Below are 23,345 nucleotides of genomic sequence, written 5' to 3' on the forward strand. Positions count from 1 at the left end.
GTGCCCCTCAGGAATGGTCGGCGAAGAAGGAAAGCAGTTCATCCGACAGGCGGCGGTCCGCGGTGCCGAGATGCATGGCCATGGAATAGTGGTTGTGCCCGGAGGCATAGTGCGCGCGCGGCAGGTGGCCGTGACGGCCGAGGCGAGCCTGCAGCAGGCTGGCCCATTCGGCCTGAAAGCGCGGCGGATCGAACTCGGCGCAGGCTATCAGGAGCGGCAGGCCCGTCGCCATCACCGCGCCCATCGGCATGCGCAAGTCGTAGCAGTCCTGCGGGCCGTAGTAGAGCATGTCGCGCTCATCCAGTGGCGTGAAACCGTAGAGGCCCGAGAGCAGCGCCGCGCCGCGCACCAGCTTGCCGTGATCCTCGCGCGCTCTCAGAAAAGCCGAGACATGGACCGCGCCCGCCGAAGTGCCGAGCAGGAATATCCGCTCCGGATCGCCGCCATGCTCCGCCGCGTTCGCGCGCAGCCAGTCGACTGCGAGGCCCACGTCTTCCGCACCGGAGGGCCACATATGCGCGGGCGCGAGGCGATAGTTCATCACCGCGCCGATCAGCCCGTTCGCCGCCGCCCAGCGCCCGACATGGGCATTGGTCCAGCCGCTCCCCCCGTTTTCGCCATACCCGCCTTTGTCGCCGACGAGGAAGCCGCCGCCATGGACAAAGAGGACGACCGGACGCGGCTCCATGCTCCCTCCGTCACAGTAGAGATCGAGCCGGTTGCGCGGATCAGGACCATAGGTGCAGTCCGCCGCAATTGGCGGCATCGCGGCGGCGAGTGCCTCCTGTTCCGGCCCATAGAGCGCGCGGAGGGCTGCCACCACGTCCGGCCCCATCCGCGTGCCGAGATTCCGGATCGTCCCGCTCATGCCGTCCGCTCCCCAAAGCCGCGGAAGAACAGCCGCGTCACGGCAAGCCGCGTGCAGACCGCGCCGAGCGCAGCACCATAGACGACCTTGAAAGCCAGCGCGGGCAGGCTCGAAACCGCATGAAACGGACCGTAGAGCGCCAGCACCGCCAGCAAGGCCGCACTGGCGAACCCCAGCAGCACGCCGCTTGCCGTGGTTCGGGCGATTTCCGTTCCGGAAGGCCCCAAGCCCAAGCCAAAGGCTCCCGCCCTGCGCAGCTTTCCGCGCACCACGAAAGCCGGCACCAGCGAAGCCATCAGCGAGACCATCATGCCTTGTGGCAGGAAATCCAGCGCGAAGCGATCCGGCGCGCCCATCGCCAGTTGCCGCGCAGTCAACCCGAAGACGAGCGCGAAGAACGCCGCGCTCAGCACCGCATTGATCGCCGCGCTGACGATCTGCTCCTGCCGCAGCAGGCGATAGGGATCGAATTGTCTCTGCATCATCCTCTTTCCCTTTCGCGAAACCTTGCGCCGGACGTGGGCCGGACGTGACCCTGGCCACGCCCGGCGCGCAAGATCAGAACTTGGCGTCGAGGCTGATGCCGACATTGCGATAGGACTGCGGCCCGTAGATCGCACCGACATTGGCCGCGTTGCCGAACGGGAAAGAGGTCTGCATCAGCGAAGGCTCGTGCACGTTGAACAGGTTGCGCACGAAGACCGCGACCGAGTAGCGATCGTCCTGGGTGCGCAGGCCCAGTCGCCCGCCGACGGTCCAGTGCGGCCGGAAGGTGCTTTCCGAATAGGCGTTCTCTTCGTAGCGGATGCGCGATTTCCAGACCGTATCGACCGACAGGAACCCGGCGAAGCGCTCGCCGATCGGCTGCTCGTACTCGCCCGAGAGCGTGAACTTGTAGCGCGGCGCATAGGCCAGCTGCGAGCCGCCGATATCGGTGCCGTCGGAGCCGATATAGCTCTTCGGATAGGTCGCCTTGGCGTAGATGAAGCCGGTGTTGAGCGAGAGATTGTCGAAGACCTTGCCGAAGAAGTTCAGCTCGGCGCCGCGCGTCTTCACGCCGTCCACGTTCTTCTGGTCGCAGGAAATCACGCTGGACGAATTGATCGTGCAGCTCTGGGCCTGGAAGTTGTCGATCTTCATGTAGAACAGGCTGGCATCGGCCACCCAGCCGCCGAACAGCGTGGACTTGAAGCCAAGCTCATAGGAGGTCGGGATTTCGGGATATACGACATAGGGATCGCGGCCGTCGCTGGGCACGGCGATCTGGCCGCCCTTGAAGCCCCGCGAGACAGTGGCATAGGCCATCGTCGTCGAATTCAGGTCGTACTGGGCGCCGAGACGCCACGACCACTTGGCGACATCGAGCACGGTATCCGGCTGATCGGCGATATCCAGCGACAGGCGGTCGGTCGTGTAGCGCACGCCGCCGATCAGGCGGAACTGGTCGGTCACATGGCCGGTAAGCTGGCCGAAGAAAGCCAGCGATTCGTCGCGGATGGTCAGCGCCGGGGTAGTCGAGGGCGGCAGCGCATTGCCGAACAGCGTCACCTGCACCGTCTCGGGATCGCGGGTCTGCTTCTGGTTCGAATAGAACGCGCCCGCGGTATATTCGATCGGCGAACCGGCCGCCGAGCTGACCCGGAACTCCTGCGTGAACAGGCTGATATTGCGGTTGACCGGATCGTTGATCACCGTCAGCGGCAGGGTATCCGCGCGGAACACGTTGGAGGCCGCGCCATAGCCGGATTCGCCGGACTTGCGCAGCGACGTGATCGAGGTGAGCGTGAACGGATCGGCCTCGTAGTCGACCTGGAGCGATCCGCCGTAGTTCTTGCTCTTGCCGGTGAAGCGGCTGTCCATGCAGTACTTCGAATTGCCCTCGCCCACGGTGACGCCGCAGCTTGCGAGTTCCGCCGTGATGTCCGGGGCGGCCTTGACGAAGGTGAAGAAGTCGCCGCCGTTCTTGAAGCGGGTCTGCGCATAGTCGCCGATCAGGTTCACGGTAACACGGTCGGTCGGCTCCCAGAGCAGGCGACCGCGCACGCCGTAGCGGTTGGTATCGTTGAGATCGCCGGTGACGGTATTGCGGTTCACGCCCTGACGGAGGTTGGCGACGCCCGACACGCGGATCGCGGCGTTCGATGCCAGCGGCACGTTGACGACGCCCTGCACGACCTGGTTGCCGTACCTGGCCCCCGCCGTCCCGGCATCGGACAGCTCGGTCCGCACGCGGCCCGAGAACTGCGTGAAGTCGGGCTTGTTGGTGGTGATGTTGATGACACCAGCCGAAGTGGTCAGGCCGAACAGGGTTCCCTGCGGGCCTTTCAGCACTTCGACGCGGGCGATGTCGAACAGGTCGGAGATATTGGCATTGCCCTGACTGACCTGATCGACGACGACGCCGACCGAGGCTACTGCGCCGGGCGAAAAGGTCATCGTGCCAATGCCGCGGATCGAGCCGCCGCCGCCGGTGTTCTGGCCCGGAGCCGCCTGGATTTCGAGGCTCGGCGCGATGCGGGCAAGGTCGTTGACGGTGTTGACCTGCTGGCGTTCGAGTTGCTCGGCGCTCGCCACGGTGATCGAGATCGGAACCTCGGTCACTTTCTCGGCGCGGCGCTGGGCGGTGACGATGATGTCGCTGCTGGAGATCGTCTCGGCAGCCTGAGGCGCGGTGTCCTGTGCCATGACAGGTGTACTCAGAGTGCCGAGAGCGATGCCGGAAAGCAAAGCGATCTTGTGAATGCGGGTCATTTGGTCTCTCCCCAAACTGATTGTTATTTCGATATTTCTTTTGTCGTTATGCGACCCGTCAGGTCTCATCGATGACGGGGTTGGAAAGGGTGCCGATCACGCCGATGGAGACTTCCACCGTGTCTCCGGCCTTGAGGTAGAGCGGGGGCTTGCGCTTGTCGCCGACGCCGCCGGGGGTGCCGCTGGCGATCACGTCGCCGGGCTTCAGATCGGTGAAAGTGGAGCAGTATGCGATGAGCTTCGGGATATCCCAGATCATGTCGGACACCGGCTGATCCTGCATCAGTTCGCCGTTCACGCGGGTCTGCACGCGCTGCGAAGCAAGGTCTTCCACATCGGCAGCGGCGACCATCGACGGGCCGAAGCCGCCGGTGCCGGGCCAGGTCTTGCCGGGGGTGAACTGGATGTTGTGGCGCTGCCAGTCGCGGATCGACCCATCGTTGAACGGCGCGAAACCGGCGACATGCTCCCACGCGTTCTCCGACGCGATGCGGCGGCCGCCCTTGCCGATGATGACGGCCAGTTCGCCCTCGTAATCGAAGCGCTCGCTTTCGGGCGGGCGGACCATGGCATCACCATCGGCGATCAGGCTGTCGGCCCAGCGGGTGAAGATCGCCGGGTGTTCCTTCTGCTCGCGGCCGGTCTCAGCGACGTGGGTGGCGTAGTTGAGGCCCACGCAGAGGATCTTTTCGGGGTTCGGGACCACCGGCAGCAGCGTGACGGCGGCGAAGGCGAACTCGCCGGTGGCGGGCAGCGCGGCAAGGTCATCGCCCAGCACGTCCTTCAGCCAAGCGTCGCCGCCGGATGCGCCGAGATCGAACACCTTTTCCCCTTCGAGGCGGCCGAAGCTCTTGCTGCCATCGGGACGTTCGAAGCTGATGTAACGGTTCATGCGTAGTCTCCCCTGCCCCGCGTGTCCTGCGGCGGCGGTCAAATGGTCAGAGCGGCGCGGCTTCCCAGTCGCGGCGGAAACGGAAGCGTTCCTCGGCACGGCGCAGGCCTTCGAAATCCTTGTCCGAGATGCCCCACTGGTCGATGCGGTTCGGCGGCCAGGTCCAGTCTTCCGGGGCGCCGGCCTTGTAGTCATGCGGCACCTTTTCGACGGCGGTCGAGAACTCGATCACCGGGCCGAACGGGGCGATGAAATAGGCGTAGACATTGGCGCCCGGGCCGTGGCGGCCGGGGCCCCACGCGGGAACCATGGCATGATCGCGCAGACGACCGATTCCGCGCATCACCGCGTCGATGTCCTCCATCTCGAAGGCGACATGGTTGAGTGAGGCAAAGCCGGCACGGGCGAAGGCGGTGGAGTGGTGGCTGTCGTTGCAGCGCACGAAGACCATGCCCTTGGTACGGTCGGAAACGAGGAAGCCGAGAATGTCCTCCACCGCGTGGCCGCAGGCTTCGGCATCGGCAGCGTTGAACACCACGTGGGTCAGCTTCACCGGCAGGTCGCGCCCGGTGATGGGCGCGACTTCGGTAGCGTCCACCAGGAAGCGCAGGATCGTGCCTTCGGGCAGTTCGACCAGCAGGCCGTGCCCGCCGCCAAGGTCGTGGCTCTGGGTCGGGCTGGCGGTCCAACCCGAGGCGGTCACGCGTGCCTTCAGCGCTTCCAGTTCCTCGCCCGTGCATACGAAGGTGGTCGAGCGGACGAATTCGTCTTCCGACTTCTCGAAAGCCACGAGGTAGGGGAACGGGCCGGAGCCGCGCAGATAATGCGTCTCGCCCTTCGTCTCAGCCTCAGCCATGCCCCAGATTTCGGTCATGAACGTGGCGGCAGCGGCCGGATCGGGCATCGCCAGTTCGATGCTGCGCAGTTTCATGCCTCTTGCTCCTGGAAAAGTCCCGCCGCGCGGATGCCGGCGCGGGCGCACTGAGCATCGCACTCGCCAGTGTCACCGCTGACGCCCACGGCGCCGATCAGGGTGCCGGCGGCATCGCGGATCACTACCCCCCCGGGAGAGAAGGCGATGCGGCCGCCGACGGCAGCGGTGACGCTTTGAAAGAACACGGGGTTGCCCTTGGCCCGCTCGGCAAGGACAGCGGTGTCCGCGTCCATGCCCACGGCGCCCTCGGCCTTGGCCCTGGCGATATCGAAGCGGTAGAGGCTCGCCCCGTCCTCGCGAGCGAAGGCGACCGGGTGCGCGCCCGCGTCGAGCACGATCACCGCCAGCCTCTTGGCATTGCGGGCCCGCGCTTCGGCCAGCGTAGCCGTGACGATGGTCTGTGCTGCGACAAGCGAGAGAGTCATGCGGCAAGCTCCTGATGGCTGAAAAGCTGGGCCGCACGGGCGGCAAGGAGGTCTTCGGCGCTATGGTTGGCGGTGCCGAAGACGTAGTGGTCGGGGCGGATCAGCACGGCATCCACGCCGTGTTCGTCGAGCCATGCGGTGACTGCGCCGTTGTCCGGCAGGGTGCCTGCCGAAACGCGGGTGACGCCCTCGGCCCGGCCCGGCACGGCATCGTCGCGGACGAAGAGGCGCCAGTCGCCGCCGGTCAGGTCGTCGAGCTTGCGGCCATCGGCCAGCACCGGCTGCACGAAGCGGACGCCCGCGCCGGAGGTTTCGCCAAGAACCACACCCTCGGCGATGGCGGGGATCAGATCGTGCGCGGTCTCACCGGCCTTCTGGCGCGCTTCCTCGCGGATGCGGGCATCGCGGGCGGCGGCAGTGGCAGGATCGAGTTCGCAGATGTAACGACCGGCAGCCACGGCAGCGCCGATCACCGCGCGGACGTGCGGATCACGCTCGCGCTGGTAAGTACCCAGCACCGATACATCGGCGCCGTGATTGGCCACTGCGTCCATCTTCCACGCCAGATTGGCGACGTCGCGCAGGCCATGGCACATGCCTTGCCCGAAGAACGGCGGCGTCTGGTGCGCGGCATCGCCAGCGAGGAACACGTTGCCGACCTGCCACTGATGCGCGACGAGACCGTGGAACCGATAGGTCGCAGCGCGCACGATCCGGTGCGGCACATCGGCCATCCACGCGCCGACCAGTTCGGCCACCTTTTCCGGCGCCGACATCGCCGTGTCGTCCTCGCCGGGGAGCAGCATGAACTCCCAGCGGCGATGGTCGCGGCGGCCGGGAACCACGGTGGCGGGACGCGAGGGATCGCACATCATCACCGAAAGGCGCTGGAGATCGGCCCCCTCCGGCACGCCGGAGAGCGGCGGAAACGCGACCGGTCCTTCCACTTCGGCATCGACGACAAGCCAGGGCTCCTCGAAATCGAGATCGTCCAGAGCGACGCCCAGCGCCTTGCGCACGGCACTGCGCGCGCCGTCGCAGGCGATGACCCAGCGGGCCTTGGCAGTGCGGGTTTCAGCGCCGTCGAGATACTCGACCGTCACGCCCTCTGCGTCCTGCGTCAGCCCCGTGAAGCTGGCGCCCAGCTTCAGCTCGACATTGGGCATCGCGGCAAAGCCCTCGCGCAAGTGCGCTTCGAGTTCGGGCTGGTAGAAGAAGTAATCGTTGGCCCACCCGAACGGACGCGGCTTGCCCACGGTGCCCATGTAGCGGATCACGCCATGGTCGGCTCCGACATGGAGGTGGCCGTCGGTGGCGATCATGTCGCCCTCAACCCGATCGATCACCCCGGCCGACTGGAACAGGCGCATCATCTCGTGATCGAGATGGACCGCGCGCGGTAGCGGGTAGTGTTCCAGTTCCCGTTCGAGAACCAGCACCTTGAGCCCTTTCAGGCCGAGAAGGTTCGCGGCCAGCGCGCCCACAGGGCCGCAGCCTACGACAACCACGTCGTATGACATTGATTTAGCCCCTGGTTACTCTGTTGCTTCGATCTCGGCGGGCGCCTTGTGGAACGCCCCGCCTTTCATGATCATGCTCAGCCGGTCCTTGTCCTGCAGCACCGCGACATTCGCCGTGGGGTCGCCGTCGACCAGCAGCAGGTCGGCCAGCCAGCCCTCCTTCACCAGCCCGACCTCAAGACCCATCAACTCGCCGCCGTACTGCGTGGCAGAGCGCAGGGCTTCGGCGGGAGTGAAGCCGAAGTACTGGACGAAATGCTCCAGATCGCGGGCGTTGCGGCCATGCGGATTGAACGGAAAGCCATAGTCGCCGCCGGTCAGGATGCGCACGCCGCGCGCCTTCAATGCAGGCACCAGCTTGCCCTCAAGGCCCATGCGCTCATGCGCGCTGGCCTTCATATGCGTCATGTCGACATGCGGCGGCGGGTTGGCCTCGATCGCCGCCACCGAAACGCCGGGACCGGGCGCGTAGAAGAACGTGTCCTTGTCCGCCGCCATGCGGTCCACCGTCGCCGCATCCGCGAAGGAGCAGTGGTAGAGAATGCGCGCACCGGCATCGAGGGCAAGGCCGATGGCTTCGGGCGAATAGGCGTGGGTGGCGATCCACATGCCCGCCTCGCGCGTCGCCTCTCCGGCGGCCAGCATTTCCTCGCGGGTGTAGAGCACCTGCATGGCCGAGCCGGGTTTCAGCGCATCCTCGCCGGAGACGACCAGCTTGATCGACTGGACGCCCTCATCCTTGCAGTAGGACACGAACTTGCGCATCGCATCGGGCCCGCGCCCGTTGAACACGTCGCCGGTCTCGACGCCTTCGTCGCCTTCCGGGCTGCGTTCGAGGGTGGAGGGCACCATACGCGGCCCCGGCGTCTCGCCTGCCGCAATGGCCTGAGCGAGTTCCGGCTCGATCATGTCGCCCAGCGCGCCGGCCGAGTAGATCGAGGTGAAGCCGTGGTCGAGCAGCACCCGCGCATTGCGCCAGGCCGCGACCTTCAGCTCGTCGGGTGGGAGGATGAACTGGTGGTAGATCTTCTCGACCGAAGATCCCCAGGTGAGGTGCGTGTGCGCGTCGACCAGACCCGGCATCAGCGTCTTGCCGCGCCCGTCGATGGTCACGTCGGCGGTTTCACCCGCCAGCGCATCGGCGCCGTAGGCCACGCGGGCGATCCGCTCGCCGTCCACCAGCACCGAGCCGGTCTGGAGAGCGCTGCCGCTGCCGTCGAAGATGGATACATCGCGGATCAGGGTCCGCATCGCTCTCTCCCGTCTTTTATCGTTCGGTTGAGCGAGGTTTAGCGCGCTATCGGCCCTCAAGTAAAATAATGAGTTTTCGATTTGCCATAGTCAAAAACTATGGAACTTCGGGCAATGCCCGAAGCATCGCTTCCGCCAGCGGAGAGAGCCGCCGGTCGGCAAGCCGCAGCACGCCGACGCTGCGTTCGAAGACGGCCTCCTTGATGGCGATGGCCCGGATCGAGCCGTCCGAAGCACCGTCGAGGGCCACGGTACGCGGCAGCACGGTGACGCGGTCGGTCTCGCGCACGATGGCGCGGGTGGTGAGCAGCGAGTCGCTGCGGATCGTCGTGCGCGGCACCGAGACACCGGCGGCGATGAACAAGGCGTCCACCTGGCGGCGGAAGGCCCCGCGTGCCTCGGGCAGAACCCAGGGGTAATGCTCGACCTCGCGCAAGGAGACGCGGCTCCCCAGATCGGCATGGCGCGGGCCGACGATCAGCGCGAAAGGGTCGCGCGCGCAGGTCACTTCCACCATGTCGGTGGGCACGTTCTGGATGCGGGTGGTGACGAAGGCGAGTTCGATCTCGCCCTTGCGCAGCATGTCGAGCAGTTGTTCGTCAGGTTTCTCGACCGCACTCAAGGCGAAGTCACCGACAGCTTCCTCCACGCGCATGATCGCGCCGGGCAGCAGCGTGAGCAAGGCACCGGGCGTGCCGCCGATCCGCAGCGGTCCGGCGATGTGGTGGCGGGCATGCTCGACATCGCTGACGGCATCGGAGAGCAGGCGGGCCATGGCCTCGGCCGGACGGCGCAGCACTTCGCCCTCGCGGGTGAGGACGATGCCCCCGCGCCGCCGCTCGAACAGGACGACGCCGAGGCGGCGTTCCAGCAGCGCGATAGTGTTGGAAACCGAGGGCTGCGACAGGTTCAGCATCCGCGCCGCCGCGCTGATCGAGCCGGTCTCGCAGACCACCCGGAACGTCATCAGCGCGCGCGGATCGATCGCGGGCATGCGTGCCAGCGGGGAGGAGTTGTCCGTCATGTCGATATTGCTCTCACCGGTCTTTTTTGCAGATTTTTGCAGGCCTACCTTACGGTCCGGACACCCCGTCATCCTGAACTTGTTTCAGGATCCATTCCTCGACACGAACGGCTGTCTGTTGGGCAAGATGGATCCTGAAACAAGTTCAGGATGACGAGTAATAGAGCGGCAACTTTTAGCGAAATCCACAAGCCCGCTCGGCTAGATCTGGCGCTTCTCCAGCTTGCGCGCGAGGGTGCGGCGGTGGAGGCCGAGACGGCGCGCGGCCTCGGAAATGTTGAACTCGCACTCGACCAGGGTGCGGTGGATATATTCCCACTCCAGCGTCTTGATCGAACTCTTGCGTCCGTCCACCGGCACGCTGGCATCGCCCTCGCCGCTGGTGAAGGCGGCCTCGATATCGTCGGTGTTCGACGGCTTGGCGAGGTAGTGCGAGGCGCCGAGCTTGATCGCCTCCACCGCCGTCGCGATCGAGGCATAGCCCGTCAGCACGACGATCCGGGTCTCCGGCGAGCGGGCGTGGAGCGACTGCACCACTGCAAGACCCGATGACGCGGCGAGCTTGAGATCGACCACTGCATATTCGAAGGCTTCGCCCCGGCTGAGCGCTTCGGCCTCATCGGGGCTGGAGGCGGAACTGACGCGGTAACCGCGCCGCTCGAAGGAGCGGCGCAGGGTGCGTGCGAAAGTCGGGTCATCCTCGACGATCAGCAGGCTGGCGCCGTCCGGATCGATCACTACTGCGTCTGTCATGGTGCCCCGCCTGCTATGCCTCCAACTGTGTCCTCGCCCTTTCTGGGCTCATAGGCCAGTGTAGCAAGGGGAATCGCAAGTTGCACCCTCGCGCCGCCATCCGGCAGGTTGTCGACCGCGACTTTGCCGCCGAGCTTGCGGATCACGTTGACGACGAGAAACAGGCCGAGACCGCCGCCGTCGCGCCCCTTGGTCGAGGCATAGGGCTGGCCGACGCGCGGCAACATGTCCGCAGCGAAGCCGGGACCGCGATCGCTGACGGTGAGGACGAGGCGGCCATGCTCTTCCCATGCTTCTATGACGACGAGTTCCGGGGATACTTCCACGGCGTTGTCGATCACATTGCCGATCACCTGCCTGAGGCCGGGATCGGAGACGATCGAGCGGTCTTCGGCGATGCGGTCGATGAAGCGCAGCTCGCCGGGCATACGGGCGCGCCATTCCTCCAGAATCTCGCCGAGGAAGCCGCGCAGGGTCGTCACCGCCGGGTCGATGCCGCGGATTTCGCCCGCCGACATCAGGATGCCGCTGACGATGTTCTTGCAGCGCGCCAGTTCGCGGCGCACGTCGGCGAGATCGGCGGCCATGTCGGGGTCGTCGGCAATACCGGGCTGGCGTGCCCAGTCGCCGAGGATCACCGAGATCGACGACAGCGGCGTGCCCAGTTCATGCGCGGCGCCCGAGGCGAGCAGGCCCATGCGGATGATATGGTCCTCCTCGATCGCCTGCTGGCGCAGCGCGGCGAGCTTGGCGTCGCTCTCTCGCCGGGTGAAATCGAGCCGGGCGACGAAGACGATCAGCAGCACCGCCGCCAGCACGAAGCAGAACAGGCTGCCGTAGATATAGAGTTCGAACGGATGTCCGGCGTAGCGCGCGGGCAGTTGCAAGGGCACGTAGAAGTACGTCAGCAGCAACATGCAGAGGCAGGCGTTGATCGCGACCAGCGAACTCCAGCGCAGATCGAGGATCACCGCCGCGATCACGATCTGGAGCAGGAACAGGAAGGTGAAGGGATTGGTCGCGCCGCCGCTGTGATAGAGCTGCCAGCACAGCGCGATCACGTCCACCATCAGGGCCGAGAACAGCTCGCCCTGTGTGAAGTCCCGCCGTCGCAGGACGACGCTCGCCGAGGCGAGGTTGACGACGATCAGCAGCAGCGGCGCCAGCAGCAGCGGCGCCAGTTCCAGCTTCACGCCCAGTCCCTGCGAGACGATGACGATCGTCGCCAGCTGGCCGAACACCGCCGTCCAGCGCAGCTGCGTAAGCAGAATCACATTGGCGCGGCTCGCAGAGCCGCGCGGCAGGCCTTGCGGCGCGAACAGCCCGATCAGGCGTTCCATTGCCCGCGCCGCCAGACGAAGACCAGCGCCGCGCCAGACATCAGCGCCATCGCGAACCAGGTCAGCGCATAGCTGAGGTGGCTGTCGGGGAAGTGAATCTGGGTGAGACCGGGAACCGGACGCAGCCCCTCCACCGGAGCGGCCTGCTCGACCTGTACATCGACGAAGGCCGGAGCGACCGCACCGATCCCGCGCACCGTGGCCAGCGCCTTGACGTCGCGCGAGTACCAGCGGTCGGCACCGGGCTGGTTCGATTGGAGAATGCTGCCGCCCGGTTCGGTCGGGCGCAGCAGGCCGGTCACTTCGACATGGCCCGGCGGAGTTGTGGCCGCAGCTTGCTCGCGCTTGGTTCCGGCCGGGACGAAGCCGCGGTTGATCCAGACCTGCCGTCCTTCGGCAGTGCGGATCGGTGTCATCGTCCAGTAGCCGGTGCCAAGTTCGGTCGCCGCGCGGACGAGCGCGGTGGCCCTGCCCTCGTACGTTCCGGCGATCTTGACCCGCAGGTATTCGAGTTCGCGCGCGCCTTCGCCGGTCAGGCGGGCATCCTCCGGCACGACGACCGGGGCGGCATGAACCCGTGCCTCGACGCGGGCGATCAGCGCGTGTTTCCAGTGCATCCGCTGCACCTGCCAGACGCCCAGGGCCACGAAGGCCATGAGCGCCACCAGCAGAAACGCGGCGAGCCCCGAGGGCCGCCGCGTTTCCGTTCGATCCGTTTCTGTCCGCATTTGCTCGGTCAGTTTCGTCTCTTTTTCCCGACCTCGGTCAGGCCAAGCCTCAAGGGAGCTGGCCCATGTCGTGGGTCGTCATCGGCATCATGTTGTGGTTCAGGTGGTACATCACCCAAAGCGAGCCGGAAAGCGTGATCACGAGCACGACGATCGTGAAGATCAGCGCCATGACGGTCCAGCCGTTCTCCGACTTCGTGTTCATGTGCAGGAAGTAGATCATGTGGACCACGATCTGCACGCCCGCGAAGGCCATGATCACCAGGGCCGTCGTCGACTTGTCGGCAATCGCGCCGGTCATCACCAGCCAGAACGGAATCGCGGTGAGGATGACCGAGAGGATGAAGCCGATCACATAGTCGCGCAGCGAGCCGTGGCTGCCGTGATCGTCGTCGTGATGGTGGTTCGGGTGAACGTGCTCGCTCATCACAGCATTCCCATGAGATAGACGAAGGTGAAGACGCCGATCCAGATGACGTCGAGGAAGTGCCAGAACAGCGACAGGCACATCAGGCGACGCTTGTTCGCCGGGATCAGACCCTTCTTGCCGATCTGGACGACCAGCGTAAACAGCCAGATCAGGCCGAACGTGACGTGAAGGCCGTGGGTGCCCACCAGCGAGAAGAACGCGGTGAGGAAGCCCGAGCGCATCGGCGTCGCGCCTTCGTGGATCAGGTGGCTGAACTCGTAGAGTTCGATGAAGAGGAAGGCGCCGCCGAACACGGCGGTGACCAGCAGCCAGAGCTGCGTGACGCCCTTGCTGTTCTTCTCCATGGCCAGCATCGCGAAGCCGTAAGTGATCGACGAGAACAGCAGCATCGCCGTGTTCAGCGCCACCAGCGGCAGGTCGAAGAGATCCCTCGGACCCGGACCCGCCGCGAAGCTGCCGCCGAGCACCCCGTAGGCGGCGAACAGCATCGCGAAGATGAGACAGTCGCTCATCAGGTACATCCAGAAGCCCAGCATGGTGCTGCCGCCTTCGGGATGGTCGTGCTCGTTGAGGTCGTAGAACGCAGCCTGAAGTTCAGGCTGACTCAGGTTCTTGGTCATTTCGGCAGTGGCAGTCATCGATCAGGCTCCTGCCGCTGCAAGCTGGCGCGTACGCTCGGCCTCGGTCTGTTCGACCGTCTCGACCGGGATGTGGTAATCGCGCTTGTAGTTGAAGGTGTGGAAGATGGCATAGCCGAGGATTCCCGCGAAGGAGACGGCTGCCAGCCACCAGATGTACCAGATCATCGCGAAGCCGAGGGCCACCGACAGACCGGCCAGGATGATACCCGTTCCGGTGCCCTTGGGCATGTGGATCGGACGGAACCCTTCGGTCGGACGTTCCACGCCGCAGCGCTTCATGTCTTCCCAGGCGTCGATGTCGTGGACGATCGGCGTGAAGGCGAAGTTGTACTCCGGCGGCGGCGACGAGGTCGACCATTCCAGGGTACGGCCGTTCCACGGATCGCCGGTTTCGTCCTTCAGTTCCTCGCGCTTCCAGATCGACACCGCGAACTGGACGAGCATGGCACCGATGCCGCCCGCGATCATCAGCGCGCCAAAGGCGGCGACGATGAAGAAGGGCTGGAGCGACGCATCGTCGAACACGCGCATGCGGCGGGTCACACCCATCAGGCCAAGGATGTAGAGCGGCATGAAGGCGAACCAGAAGCCGGGAACCCAGAGCCAGAAGCTGACCTTGCCCCAGAACTGGTTGAGCTTGAAGCCGAAGGCCTTGGGCCACCAGAAGTTGATCGCCGCGAAGATGCCGAACAGCACGCCGCCGATGATGACATTGTGGAAGTGGGCGATCAGGAACAGCGAGTTATGCAGCACGAAGTCGGCAGGCGGCACTGCGAGCAGGACGCCGGTCATGCCGCCGATGGTGAAGGTCAGCATGAAGGCGACCGTCCACATCATGGGCAGTTCGAACCGGATGCGGCCACGATACATCGTGAACAGCCAGTTGAAGAGCTTTGCGCCGGTCGGGATCGAGATCACCATCGTGGTGATGCCGAAGAACGAGTTGACGCTCGCGCCCGAACCCATGGTGAAGAAGTGGTGCAGCCAGACGAGGTACGAGAGGATGGTGATGACCAGCGTCGCGTAGACCATCGACGAGTAGCCGAACAGGCGCTTGCCGCTGAAGGTCGAGGTGACTTCCGAGAAGACGCCGAAGAGCGGCAGGATGAGGATGTAGACCTCGGGGTGACCCCAGATCCAGATCAGGTTCACGTACATCATCGGCGAGCCGCCGAAGTCGTTGGTGAAGAAGTTGAAGCCGAGATAGCGGTCCATCGTCAGCATCGTCATCACCGCCGTCAGCACCGGGAAGGCAGCGACGATCAGGATGTTGGTGCAGAGCGAGGTCCAGGTGAAGATCGGCATGCGCATCATGGTCATGCCCGGTGCGCGCATCTTGACGATGGTCGCGATCAGGTTGACGCCCGATAGCAATGTACCGACACCGGCGATCTGCAAGGCCCAGATATAGTAGTCGACGCCGACCCACGGGCTGTACGCGATGTTGGACAGCGGCGGATAGGCCAGCCAGCCGGTCTGCGCGAACTCACCGATGAACAGCGAGGCCATGACCAGCACCGCGCCCGCCGTCGTCATCCAGAAGCTGAAATTGTTCAGGAACGGGAAGGAGACGTCGCGCGCGCCGATCTGCAGCGGCACGATGTAGTTCATCAGGCCGGTGACGAAAGGCATCGCCACGAAGAAGATCATGATCACGCCGTGGGCGGTGAAGATCTGGTCGTAGTGGTGGGCGTTGAGGTAGCCCTCGTTGCCGTTGAAGGCGATCGACTGCTGGATACGCATCATGACCGCGTCGGCGAAGCCGCGCAGGAACATGATCAGGCCCAGCACCATGTACATGATGCCGATCTTCTTGTGGTCCACGCTGGTGAACCACTCCTTCCAGAGATAGCCCCAGAGCTTGAAATAGGTCAGCCCGGCCACGAGCGCCGCGCCGCCGAGGGCGACGACGACGAACGTGGCAAGCACGATCGGTTCCTGTGGCATGGCGTCCCACCACAGGCGGCCCAGTAACGGGCTCCAGTGAGAATGGTCTACAGCTTCCATTGTTCTGTCAGTTCCGGGAAATCTGGGAGGAGTGCACGGCGTCGTTGGCGGCTACGGGTTCCGCCTTGGCCCCGGCGGCAGGTTCGGAGAGAGCCTGCTCGTCCTTGCCGAACAGCGGCAGGGACTGCGGGGCCTTCAGGCCGGCGCCGATCAGCGAACGCAGGTTCTCGGGCGCCTTGACCGTGTGGTCGGGGGCGCTGCCGGGCATCTGGCGGCAGAGGGCGCGAACCCAGGCCAGCTCGCGCTGGACGGCGGCGTTGGGATTGGCGGTGGCGCGGGCAGCGGCTTCGCGGCCGTGCTTGTCGTAGGCGAGCATCTCGACGTTGCGGATGCCGGCCTTGCCGAGACCGCCGCGCGCATCGAGCGCCATCATTTCGCTCATGCACATCTTGCCGGGCTCGACGCACATGTCGACAATGGCGCCGTAGAGGTCGGGCGAAACGGCTGCGTAGCGGATGACCGGAACCTTCTCGCTCGGCTTTTCGAGCTGGAGGTAGGCGGCGCGGTCAAGCGTGCCGCCAGCCTTGTTCGCCTTCACTTCGGCAGTCCACTTGGCGAAGTCCGCATCGGAAACCGCGCGCGTGGCGAAGCGCATGTTGGAGAAGCCGGCGCCCGAGTAGTTGGCCGAGAAGCCGATGGTATCGATCGGCTTGTTGAACACGGCGTGCAGGCGCGTTTCCATGCCCGGCATCGCGTAGATCTGGCCAGCCATGGCGGGCACGTAGAAGGAGTTCATCACGCTCGAAGAGGTGATCTTGAACGAGAGCGGACGACCGGTCGGCACGACGAGTTCGTTGACCGTGGCGACGCCCTGTTCGGGATAGATGAAGAGCCACTTCCAGTCGAGCGCGACGACTTCGACTTCCAGCGGCTTGGCAGTGGCCGCCACCGGAGTTTCGTGATCGATGCGGCCGAGCGTGCGGTAGGGGTCGAGCAGGTGGGTGGTGACCCAGGTCAGCGCGCCGAGGCAGATGATGATCAGCAGCGGCGCGGTCCAGATCAGCAGTTCGAGCTGGGTCGAGTGATCCCAGTCCGGCTGATAGTTGGCCTCCTTGTTCGACGCGCGGTAACGCCACGCGAAGAGGACCGTGGCGATCATGACGGGAACGATGATGAGGAGCATCAGCAGCGTGGAGATGACGACGAGGTCACCCTGCTGACGCGCCACATCGCCGGCCGGATGGAGCACGACGGTGTTGCAGGCAGAAAGCGCGCCAGTCAGGGACAAGGCGGCAAGGGCTTTGGCGAGCGCGGTCAGCTGCCGCGGCTTCGGTCTGGACTCGGGTGGGCGCATGGGTGGAGCGCCTAAGCCCATGCCGCGAGTGCGAACATAGGACATTTTGTCCAATCCCCTTGAAGCCGGACAATGACGATACGCCCCCCATATGTAGCCGGGCGTTTCGCGCGCCCGCCTTGATTCGTCCGCGCACGGCAGGCCGTTACCGAGCTGTCCGCACGCGGACCCGAAACGAAGGCCGCAGAATCGAAATGACCAGCACACCCCAGCCCCGCGAAGCCCTGGGACTGCCGACGTTCAAGGAGCACCATCAGCCCTCGCCCGGCGAGATCGCGATCGGTGTCATCATCGGGCGAACCTCGGAGTTCTTCGACTTCTTCGTCTACGCCATCGCCTCGGTGCTGGTGTTCCCGAAGCTGTTCTTCCCCTTCGTGGACGCGCTGACCGGCACGATCTATTCCTTCGCGGTCTTCGCGCTGGCCTTCGTGGCCCGCCCGATCGGCAGCCTCGTGTTCATGGCGCTCGACCGCGCCTATGGCCGCGGCACCAAGCTGACGATCGCGCTGTTCATGCTCGGCGGCTCGACCGCGGCGATCGCCTTCCTGCCGTCCTACGCCACGGCCGGCAGCACCGCGATCACCCTGCTCTGCCTGTTCCGCCTCGGCCAGGGCTTCGCCCTCGGCGGCACCTGGGACGGCCTGGCCTCGCTGCTCGCGCTCAATGCGCCCGAGAACAAGCGCGGCTGGTATGCGATGATCCCGCAGCTCGGCGCGCCGTTCGGCCTGATCGTGGCCTCGACGCTGTTCGCCTTCATGATCGCCGCCCTGCCCGCCGAGGACTTCCTCGACTGGGGCTGGCGCTATCCGTTCTTCGTGGCTTTCGCGATCAACGTCGTCGCACTCTTTGCCCGCCTTCGCATCGTCGTCACCGAAGAGTTCGAGAGCCTCTTCGCCAGCCGCGACCTTCAGCCGGTCAGCGTGAGCGCCACCCTGCGCACCGAGTGGAAGACCATCGTGCTGGGCGCCTTCGCCCCGCTCGCCAGCTTCGCGCTGTTCCACATGGTCACCGTGTTCCCGCTTTCGTGGGTCTTCCTCTTCACCCCCGATTCGCCGATCGGCTTCCTGCTAATCGAAGCCCTGGCCGCTGCCTTCGGCGTCGTCGCCGTGATCGCCTCGGGCCGCATTGCCGACAAGTTCGGACGCCGTAACCTGCTCGGCACTTGCGCCGTGGCCATCGCCGTGTTCTCGGGCTTCGCACCGCAGCTTCTCGATGCCGGCCAAGTGGGCGAGATCTCGTTCATGATCATCGGCTTCGTGCTGCTCGGCCTCGCCTTCGGCCAGTCCTCGGGCGTGGTCGCCTCGGAATTCTCCAGCGAGCACCGCTACACCGGCTCGGCACTCACCAGCGACCTTTCGTGGCTGGTCGGCGCGGCCTTCGCCCCGCTGGCGGCGCTGCTGCTGGCGACCAACGGCGGTCTCATCGCCTCGGGCGGCTACCTGCTTTCGGGCGCCATCGCCACGCTGGCGGCGCTCTGGCTGAACAAGGGCCTCGCCAGCCGCAACTGACGGCCGGTTCCCTTGGGGAAACAGGAAAGGGAGCGCTTCGGCGCTCCCTTTTTCGTTTGGGAGACGGAGATAGGAGGGGCGCTTCGCCCCTCTCCGGAGGTCACTGCGCTTTTCCCGGCTCTGCCCCTCTTCTTCGTCGTTGCAGGCATAGCCCAGCCAGCCCTTCTGAGGCTCCGGATTGCTTCGCTGCTCTCGCAATGCTGGCAAGGCGCGGGTGTTGCCGCGAGACTTCCCAAAAGCCTCTGCCCCATTCCCCGAACGCAGACACGAAAAAGGGCGGCAAGGTCATCGACCTTGCCGCCCTTTTTTCCGTCAGGAAGCCGTCAAGTCTGCTGCCAGCTCCCGCCGAGCGCGCGGAACAGGTCCACTTGCGCGAAAGCCACGGCGCGGGTCGCCGCCGCATAGTCGGCCTCGGACTGGGCCAGCGTACGCTGGGCGTCGAGCACGTCGAGCGAATCGATCTGCCCCCTGCTCTCGCGCGCCAGGCTGACATTGGCCGCCCGTTCCGCCGCATCGCGCGCCGAGCCGAGGCGTTCCTTGCGCAGCAGGGCGTTGCGATAGGCCGAAAGCGCGGTCTCGGTCTCTTCCAGCGCCCGCAGCACGGTGCCGTCGAAAGTCGCGAGATCGGCCTTGGCATCGGCCTTGGCGCCGCCGATCCGTGCGCGGATCGCTTCCTGGTTGGGGAAAGCCCAGGAGATCAGCGGCCCGAGTACCCAGCGCAGCGGCCCGCCGCCAAGGATATCGGTGGCGCCGACCGCCGTGCTCCCGATCGAGCCGCCCAGCGTGATCTTCGGGTAGAGGTCCGCCGTCGCCACCCCCACACGCGCGGTATCGGCGGCGAGACGGCGCTCCGCCGCCTTCACGTCGGGACGGCGCGCCAGCAGGGTGGCACCGTCGCCGACCGGGATCGGCTTGCTGACGTCGGGCGTGGTCGTGCGGGTGCGTGCCGCCTCAGGCAGGTCCTGCGGCGTGCGGCCGGTCAGGGTAGCGAGACGGAACAGCGCCGCATCGCGGGCGGCCTGAAGGCTCGGGATGGCCGCGGCCTGCTGCTCGCGCAGCTGGGTCACGCGAATCACGTCGAGCTTCTGGTTGAGACCGCGCTCGAAGCGGGCATTGGTGATCCGCGCTGAACGGTCGAGCAGGTCCACCGTACGCTGGGCGACGCCGAGCTGGTCGGCGGCGCTGGTGGCATCGACATAGGCGCGCACGGTGTCGGCCACGACCGTCACCCGCACCGCGTCGGCATCCTCCTGCGCCGCGGCGAGATCGGCGCGCGAAGCCTCGACCCCGCGCGAGACACGGCCGAACAGGTCGAGTTCGTAGCTCACCGCCAGCTGCCCGTCGGTGCGACGCCCTTCCCGGTCGAAACCGGGAAGGGCCTGTGCCTCGGAAACCCGGCCATAGGTGCCGGTGGCGCTGATGTCGGTCTGCGGCAGACGGTCCGAGCGCGCGCCGCGCAGGCCCGCGCGGGCTTTCTCGATCCGGGCCACTGCCACCCGCACGTCGGTATTGGCGGCCAACGCGTCGGCAACGAGGCCGTCGAGCACGGCATCGTCATAGAGCCGCCACCAGCTGTCGTCGGGCGCGGCCGTGGTTACTTCGGCGCTCTGGACGCCCACGAAGGGCGCCCCCGCCGCGACCGGCGGCGTCGGCGCGACATAGTCGGGTCCGACGGCGCAGGCCGAGAGGGCGGTCGCGGTAAGAAGTCCCGCGACCATGTTCTTGATATTCAGGGACATCATCCGTCCTTTCATTCCGCCGGAACCACCGCATGGCTCTCGTGGTGCGGCGCGACCGGTTTCCGGCGCAGCGCCGCCGCGAGCTTGCGGCAGACGACGTAGAAGGTGGGCGTGAACAGCAGGCCGAAGCCGGTAACGCCGGTCATGCCGAAGAACACCGCCGTACCCAGCGCCTGGCGAAGCTCGGCGCCTGCTCCTGTCGCCACCACCAGCGGCACCGCGCCGAGGATGAAGGCGAACGAGGTCATCAGGATCGGGCGCAGGCGGGTGCGGGCCGCATAGACGGCAGCTTCCACCGGCGAGTAGCCCCGCTCCTCTTCCGCCTGCTTGGCGAACTCGACCACGAGGATCGCGTTCTTGGCGGCCAGCGCGATCAGCACGACGAGGCCGATCTGGGTGAGGATATTGTTGTCCATCCCCCTCAGGTTCACGCCCAGCATGGCCGCGAAGAGGCACATCGGCACGATCAGGATGATCGACAGCGGCAGGGTCAGGCTCTCGTACTGCGCAGCGAGCACAAGGAAGACGAACAGCACCGCCATGCCGAACACGATACCAGCGGTATTGCCCGCATGGGCCTGCTGGTAGGCGATGCCGGTCCACTCGGTGTCATAGCCGGTGGGCAGGGTTTCGCCCGCGAGCTTCTCCATCGTCGCCAGCGACTGGCCCGAGGAATAGCCCTTGCCGTAGCTGCCGTCGACTTCGACCGCCGGGTGCAGGTTGTAGCGCACCACGCGGTAGGGTCCGGTCTCGTCCTTGAAGGTCGCGACCGAGCCGACCGGGACCATCGCGCCCGAGTCCGAGCGGGTCTGGAGGTTGGCGATGTCCGCCGTCGATCCGCGATGCTCGGCATCGGCCTGCGCGGTGACGCGGTAAGTGCGTCCCAGCAGGTTGAAGTCGTTGATGTAGGACGATCCGAGATAGACCTGCATCGCCTCGAAGACCTTGGCGGGGGAGACGCCCAGCATGTCGGCCTTGCGGCGATCGACATCGGCATAGACGCGCGGCGTGTTCATCGTGAACAGGGTGTAGACCTGGCTCAGTTCGGGGGCCTGGTTGGCCTTGGCGATCAGCGCGCCGGCAGCCTTCTGAAGCTCCGCGAGACCGCGCCCTTCCTTGTCCTCCACGACCATGCGGTAACCGCCCGGAGGGACGATGCCGTTGATGGTCGGCGGCGGGATCAGCAGGACCTGCGCCTTGTCGTAGCCCTGCATGGCGGCCTGGGCCTGGGCCATGATTCCCTCATAAGTCACGCCGAGAGCTTTCCGCTCCTCGAAGCTCTTGAAGGGGAAGTAGATGGCGGCGGCGTCCGGTGCGGCGGTCTGCGAGGGACCGTGGAAACCGGCGAACATCACCGCGCCGCGCAGGCCCTTGACCGGCAGGATGCGCCTGGCGACTTCCTGCGTCACTTCGTCCGTGCGGTTCAGTGAGGAACCCGGCGGCAGGAAGATGGCGGCAAGGAAGTAGCCCTGGTCCTGGTTCGGGATGAAGCCCGCAGGCGTCGCCCAGAACATGCCGACGGTGGCGGCGATAAGCGCGGCATAACCGGCCATCATCTTCACCGGACGCTTCACCAGCGTGAGCGTGAGGCGGGCATAGCCCTCGCTCATCCGGTCGAAGCCGTGGTTGAACTTGTCCGCCGCGCCTTGCAGCGCCCGCTTCCAGCGCGGGGCATTGGCGGGAAGGCCATGCTTTTCCTTCAGCAGCATCGCCGCCAGCGCCGGAGACAGCGTGAGCGAGAGCAGCAGCGAGATCGCCGTGGCCGTGGTGATGGTCACCGCGAACTGCTTGTAGAACTGGCCCGACATGCCGGTGATGAACAGCGTCGGCACGAAGACCGCGCAGAGCACCAGGACGATGGCGATCAGCGCGCCGGTCACTTCGTCCATCGAGCGGCGGGCCGCCTCGATCGGCTTCATGCCCTCCTCGATATAGCGCTCCACGTTCTCGACCACGACGATCGCGTCGTCGACGACGATGCCGATGGCGAGCACCAGCCCGAACAGCGAGAGGTTGTTCAGCGAGTATCCGACCGCCGCGAGCATGATCGCGGTGCCGACCAGCGACACGGGGATCGCAATGATCGGAATCACCGCCGCGCGCCAGTTCTGGAGGAAGACGAGAATGACGAGGACGACGAGGATCACCGCCTCGAACAGGGTGTGGTACACCGCGTCGATCGACTGGCCGATGAACTCGGTGGGGTTGTAGATGACGGAATATTCCAGGCCCTTGGGGAAGTGCGTGGCGATATCGTCCATCTCGGCGCGCACCGCCTTGGCGGCGTCGAGCGCATTCGAACCCGGACGCTGGAGCACGGCGATCACGACCGTGGGCTTGCCCGAGAGGTAAGTGTTGGTGGTATAGTCCTGCGCGCCCAGTTCTACGCGCGCGAAGTCGCGCACGCGGACCTGGCGGCCCTCGGCATCGGTGCGCACGACGATGTCGCCGAACTGCTCGGGCGTGGTCAGGCGGCCCTGCATCTCGACGCCGACCTGATACGCATTGCCCCGGTCATAAGGCGGCGCGCCGATCGCGCCCGAGGAAACCTGCACGTTCTGCGCCTTCAGCGCATCGACGATCTCGCCCGCGGTCAGGTTCATGGCGGCGGCCCGAGTGGGGTCGATCCAGATGCGCATGCCGTAGTCGCGCGAGCCGAACAGCTGCACGTCGCCCACGCCGTTGAGGCGCGAGAGGCGGTCCTTGACCTGGGTCAGGGCATAGTTCGACAAGTAGTCGCGATTGAACGTGCCGTCAGGCGACTGCAGGTTCACCACCATCAGGAACTCGGGCGAGGTCTTGCGCGTCACCACGCCCATCGCGCGCACGGCATCGGGCAGGCGCGGCTCGGCAATGGCGACGCGGTTCTGCACGAGAACCTGCGCGGCATCGAGGTCAGTGCCGATCTTGAAAGTGACGGTGATCGTCACCTTGCCGTCGCCGGTCGACTGCGAGGACATGTAGAGCATGTCGTCGACGCCGTTGATTTCCTGCTCGATCGGAGCAGCCACGGTGTCGGCGACGGTTTCGGCGGAAGCGCCGGGATATTGGGCGGTCACCGTCACCGTCGGCGGGACGATGTCGGGATACTGGCTGACCGGCAGGCCGAAGAACGCAAGCGCGCCCACCACGGTGATGAGCACCGCGATGACGCCTGCGAAGATCGGCCGGTCGATGAAGAACCGGGAAAATCGCATGGGAATATGCCCCTCTGGGGGGAGCGGCCGCTCAGGTCGAGCG

General features: G+C 65.8%; 19 protein-coding genes. 1 reads left to right on the plus strand and 18 read right to left on the minus strand.

Annotated features, from left to right (window positions below):
* Window positions 1–7 precede the first annotated feature (7 nt).
* The 16 genes from ACZ1II_RS19825 to cyoA all read right to left on the minus strand — a co-directional run bounded on the left by ACZ1II_RS19825 (window position 8) and on the right by cyoA (window position 16,858).
* Window positions 8–868, minus strand: a complete 861-nt coding sequence (locus ACZ1II_RS19825) for an alpha/beta hydrolase (protein ID WP_465145295.1) — start codon at window positions 866–868, stop codon at window positions 8–10.
* Window positions 865–1,350 (minus strand): hypothetical protein, encoded by a 486-nt coding sequence (locus ACZ1II_RS19830; protein WP_465145296.1) that lies wholly within the window; start codon window positions 1,348–1,350, stop codon window positions 865–867. Before ACZ1II_RS19830 ends, ACZ1II_RS19825 begins: the two co-directional genes overlap by 4 nt.
* Before the next feature lie 76 nt (window positions 1,351–1,426).
* A complete protein-coding gene (locus ACZ1II_RS19835; protein ID WP_465145297.1) occupies window positions 1,427–3,619 on the minus strand; it encodes a TonB-dependent receptor in 2,193 nt (730 codons plus the stop codon).
* Between the two features lie 58 nt (window positions 3,620–3,677).
* A complete protein-coding gene (locus ACZ1II_RS19840; protein WP_465145298.1) occupies window positions 3,678–4,511 on the minus strand; it encodes a fumarylacetoacetate hydrolase family protein in 834 nt (277 codons plus the stop codon).
* 46 nt (window positions 4,512–4,557) lie between these two features.
* A complete protein-coding gene (locus ACZ1II_RS19845) occupies window positions 4,558–5,442 on the minus strand; it encodes a VOC family protein (protein ID WP_465145299.1) in 885 nt (294 codons plus the stop codon).
* Complete coding sequence (locus ACZ1II_RS19850) at window positions 5,439–5,870, minus strand: GlcG/HbpS family heme-binding protein (protein WP_465145300.1); 432 nt, start codon at window positions 5,868–5,870, stop codon at window positions 5,439–5,441. The genes ACZ1II_RS19845 and ACZ1II_RS19850 overlap by 4 nt, the downstream gene beginning before the upstream one ends.
* Complete coding sequence (locus ACZ1II_RS19855) at window positions 5,867–7,390, minus strand: bifunctional 3-(3-hydroxy-phenyl)propionate/3-hydroxycinnamic acid hydroxylase (RefSeq protein WP_465145301.1); 1,524 nt, start codon at window positions 7,388–7,390, stop codon at window positions 5,867–5,869. The genes ACZ1II_RS19850 and ACZ1II_RS19855 overlap by 4 nt, the downstream gene beginning before the upstream one ends.
* Window positions 7,391–7,405: 15 nt before the next feature.
* A complete protein-coding gene (locus tag ACZ1II_RS19860; RefSeq protein ID WP_465145302.1) occupies window positions 7,406–8,641 on the minus strand; it encodes an amidohydrolase family protein in 1,236 nt (411 codons plus the stop codon).
* Window positions 8,642–8,738: 97 nt separating this feature from the next.
* Window positions 8,739–9,665, minus strand: a complete 927-nt coding sequence (locus ACZ1II_RS19865; protein WP_465145303.1) for a LysR family transcriptional regulator — start codon at window positions 9,663–9,665, stop codon at window positions 8,739–8,741.
* Between the two features lie 201 nt (window positions 9,666–9,866).
* Window positions 9,867–10,418: a response regulator transcription factor gene (locus ACZ1II_RS19870; RefSeq protein ID WP_465145304.1), complete on the minus strand. Its 552-nt coding sequence runs from the start codon at window positions 10,416–10,418 to the stop codon at window positions 9,867–9,869.
* The gene (locus ACZ1II_RS19875; protein ID WP_465145305.1) at window positions 10,415–11,758 is read right to left on the minus strand and encodes an ATP-binding protein; all 1,344 of its coding nucleotides are present in this window, start codon (window positions 11,756–11,758) and stop codon (window positions 10,415–10,417) included. Before ACZ1II_RS19875 ends, ACZ1II_RS19870 begins: the two co-directional genes overlap by 4 nt.
* On the minus strand, window positions 11,746–12,486 hold the full coding sequence (locus tag ACZ1II_RS19880; RefSeq protein WP_465145306.1) for an SURF1 family protein: 741 nt from the start codon (window positions 12,484–12,486) through the stop codon (window positions 11,746–11,748). The genes ACZ1II_RS19875 and ACZ1II_RS19880 overlap by 13 nt, the downstream gene beginning before the upstream one ends.
* A 49-nt stretch (window positions 12,487–12,535) precedes the next feature.
* Entirely contained in the window at window positions 12,536–12,913 is a 378-nt protein-coding gene (gene cyoD, locus ACZ1II_RS19885) for a cytochrome o ubiquinol oxidase subunit IV (RefSeq protein ID WP_465145307.1), read from the minus strand.
* A complete protein-coding gene (gene cyoC / locus ACZ1II_RS19890; protein ID WP_465147349.1) occupies window positions 12,913–13,452 on the minus strand; it encodes a cytochrome o ubiquinol oxidase subunit III in 540 nt (179 codons plus the stop codon). The genes cyoD and cyoC overlap by 1 nt, the downstream gene beginning before the upstream one ends.
* Window positions 13,453–13,557: 105 nt before the next feature.
* Window positions 13,558–15,564 carry a cytochrome o ubiquinol oxidase subunit I gene (gene cyoB, locus ACZ1II_RS19895; protein WP_465145308.1) on the minus strand — a complete coding sequence of 669 codons (2,007 nt, stop codon included), beginning with the start codon at window positions 15,562–15,564 and terminating at the stop codon, window positions 13,558–13,560.
* Between the two features lie 7 nt (window positions 15,565–15,571).
* A complete protein-coding gene (cyoA, locus tag ACZ1II_RS19900) occupies window positions 15,572–16,858 on the minus strand; it encodes a ubiquinol oxidase subunit II (protein WP_465145309.1) in 1,287 nt (428 codons plus the stop codon).
* Between the two features lie 194 nt (window positions 16,859–17,052).
* Between cyoA and ACZ1II_RS19905 the strand changes: the two genes are divergently transcribed.
* Entirely contained in the window at window positions 17,053–18,366 is a 1,314-nt protein-coding gene (locus tag ACZ1II_RS19905; RefSeq protein WP_465145310.1) for an MFS transporter, read from the plus strand.
* Between the two features lie 323 nt (window positions 18,367–18,689).
* On the opposite strand, the gene ACZ1II_RS19910 is transcribed toward ACZ1II_RS19905, so the two are convergent.
* Both ACZ1II_RS19910 and ACZ1II_RS19915 read right to left on the minus strand, forming a co-directional pair.
* The gene (locus ACZ1II_RS19910) at window positions 18,690–20,105 is read right to left on the minus strand and encodes an efflux transporter outer membrane subunit (protein ID WP_465145311.1); all 1,416 of its coding nucleotides are present in this window, start codon (window positions 20,103–20,105) and stop codon (window positions 18,690–18,692) included.
* An 11-nt stretch (window positions 20,106–20,116) separates the two neighbouring features.
* Window positions 20,117–23,302: an efflux RND transporter permease subunit gene (locus tag ACZ1II_RS19915; RefSeq protein WP_465145312.1), complete on the minus strand. Its 3,186-nt coding sequence runs from the start codon at window positions 23,300–23,302 to the stop codon at window positions 20,117–20,119.
* Window positions 23,303–23,345: the final 43 nt, after the last annotated feature.

The organism is Novosphingobium sp. BL-S-20 (genome assembly GCF_055521635.1).

Coding starts and splice junctions, on each gene's coding strand:
- ACZ1II_RS19845 (WP_465145299.1), bottom strand. CDS start 5,442: ATGAAACTGCGCAGCATCGAACTGGCGATGCCCGATCCGGCCGCTGCC.
- ACZ1II_RS19825 (WP_465145295.1), bottom strand. CDS start 868: ATGAGCGGGACGATCCGGAATCTCGGCACGCGGATGGGGCCGGACGTG.
- ACZ1II_RS19880 (WP_465145306.1), bottom strand. CDS start 12,486: ATGCGGACAGAAACGGATCGAACGGAAACGCGGCGGCCCTCGGGGCTC.
- ACZ1II_RS19855 (WP_465145301.1), bottom strand. CDS start 7,390: ATGTCATACGACGTGGTTGTCGTAGGCTGCGGCCCTGTGGGCGCGCTG.
- ACZ1II_RS19860 (WP_465145302.1), bottom strand. CDS start 8,641: ATGCGGACCCTGATCCGCGATGTATCCATCTTCGACGGCAGCGGCAGC.
- cyoB (WP_465145308.1), bottom strand. CDS start 15,564: ATGGAAGCTGTAGACCATTCTCACTGGAGCCCGTTACTGGGCCGCCTG.
- ACZ1II_RS19850 (WP_465145300.1), bottom strand. CDS start 5,870: ATGACTCTCTCGCTTGTCGCAGCACAGACCATCGTCACGGCTACGCTG.
- ACZ1II_RS19840 (WP_465145298.1), bottom strand. CDS start 4,511: ATGAACCGTTACATCAGCTTCGAACGTCCCGATGGCAGCAAGAGCTTC.
- ACZ1II_RS19865 (WP_465145303.1), bottom strand. CDS start 9,665: ATGACGGACAACTCCTCCCCGCTGGCACGCATGCCCGCGATCGATCCG.
- cyoC (WP_465147349.1), bottom strand. CDS start 13,452: ATGCTGGGCTTCTGGATGTACCTGATGAGCGACTGTCTCATCTTCGCG.
- ACZ1II_RS19910 (WP_465145311.1), bottom strand. CDS start 20,105: ATGTCCCTGAATATCAAGAACATGGTCGCGGGACTTCTTACCGCGACC.
- ACZ1II_RS19915 (WP_465145312.1), bottom strand. CDS start 23,302: ATGCGATTTTCCCGGTTCTTCATCGACCGGCCGATCTTCGCAGGCGTC.
- ACZ1II_RS19875 (WP_465145305.1), bottom strand. CDS start 11,758: ATGGAACGCCTGATCGGGCTGTTCGCGCCGCAAGGCCTGCCGCGCGGC.
- ACZ1II_RS19870 (WP_465145304.1), bottom strand. CDS start 10,418: ATGACAGACGCAGTAGTGATCGATCCGGACGGCGCCAGCCTGCTGATC.
- ACZ1II_RS19830 (WP_465145296.1), bottom strand. CDS start 1,350: ATGCAGAGACAATTCGATCCCTATCGCCTGCTGCGGCAGGAGCAGATC.
- ACZ1II_RS19905 (WP_465145310.1), top strand. CDS start 17,053: ATGACCAGCACACCCCAGCCCCGCGAAGCCCTGGGACTGCCGACGTTC.
- cyoD (WP_465145307.1), bottom strand. CDS start 12,913: ATGAGCGAGCACGTTCACCCGAACCACCATCACGACGACGATCACGGC.
- ACZ1II_RS19835 (WP_465145297.1), bottom strand. CDS start 3,619: ATGACCCGCATTCACAAGATCGCTTTGCTTTCCGGCATCGCTCTCGGC.
- cyoA (WP_465145309.1), bottom strand. CDS start 16,858: ATGCGCCCACCCGAGTCCAGACCGAAGCCGCGGCAGCTGACCGCGCTC.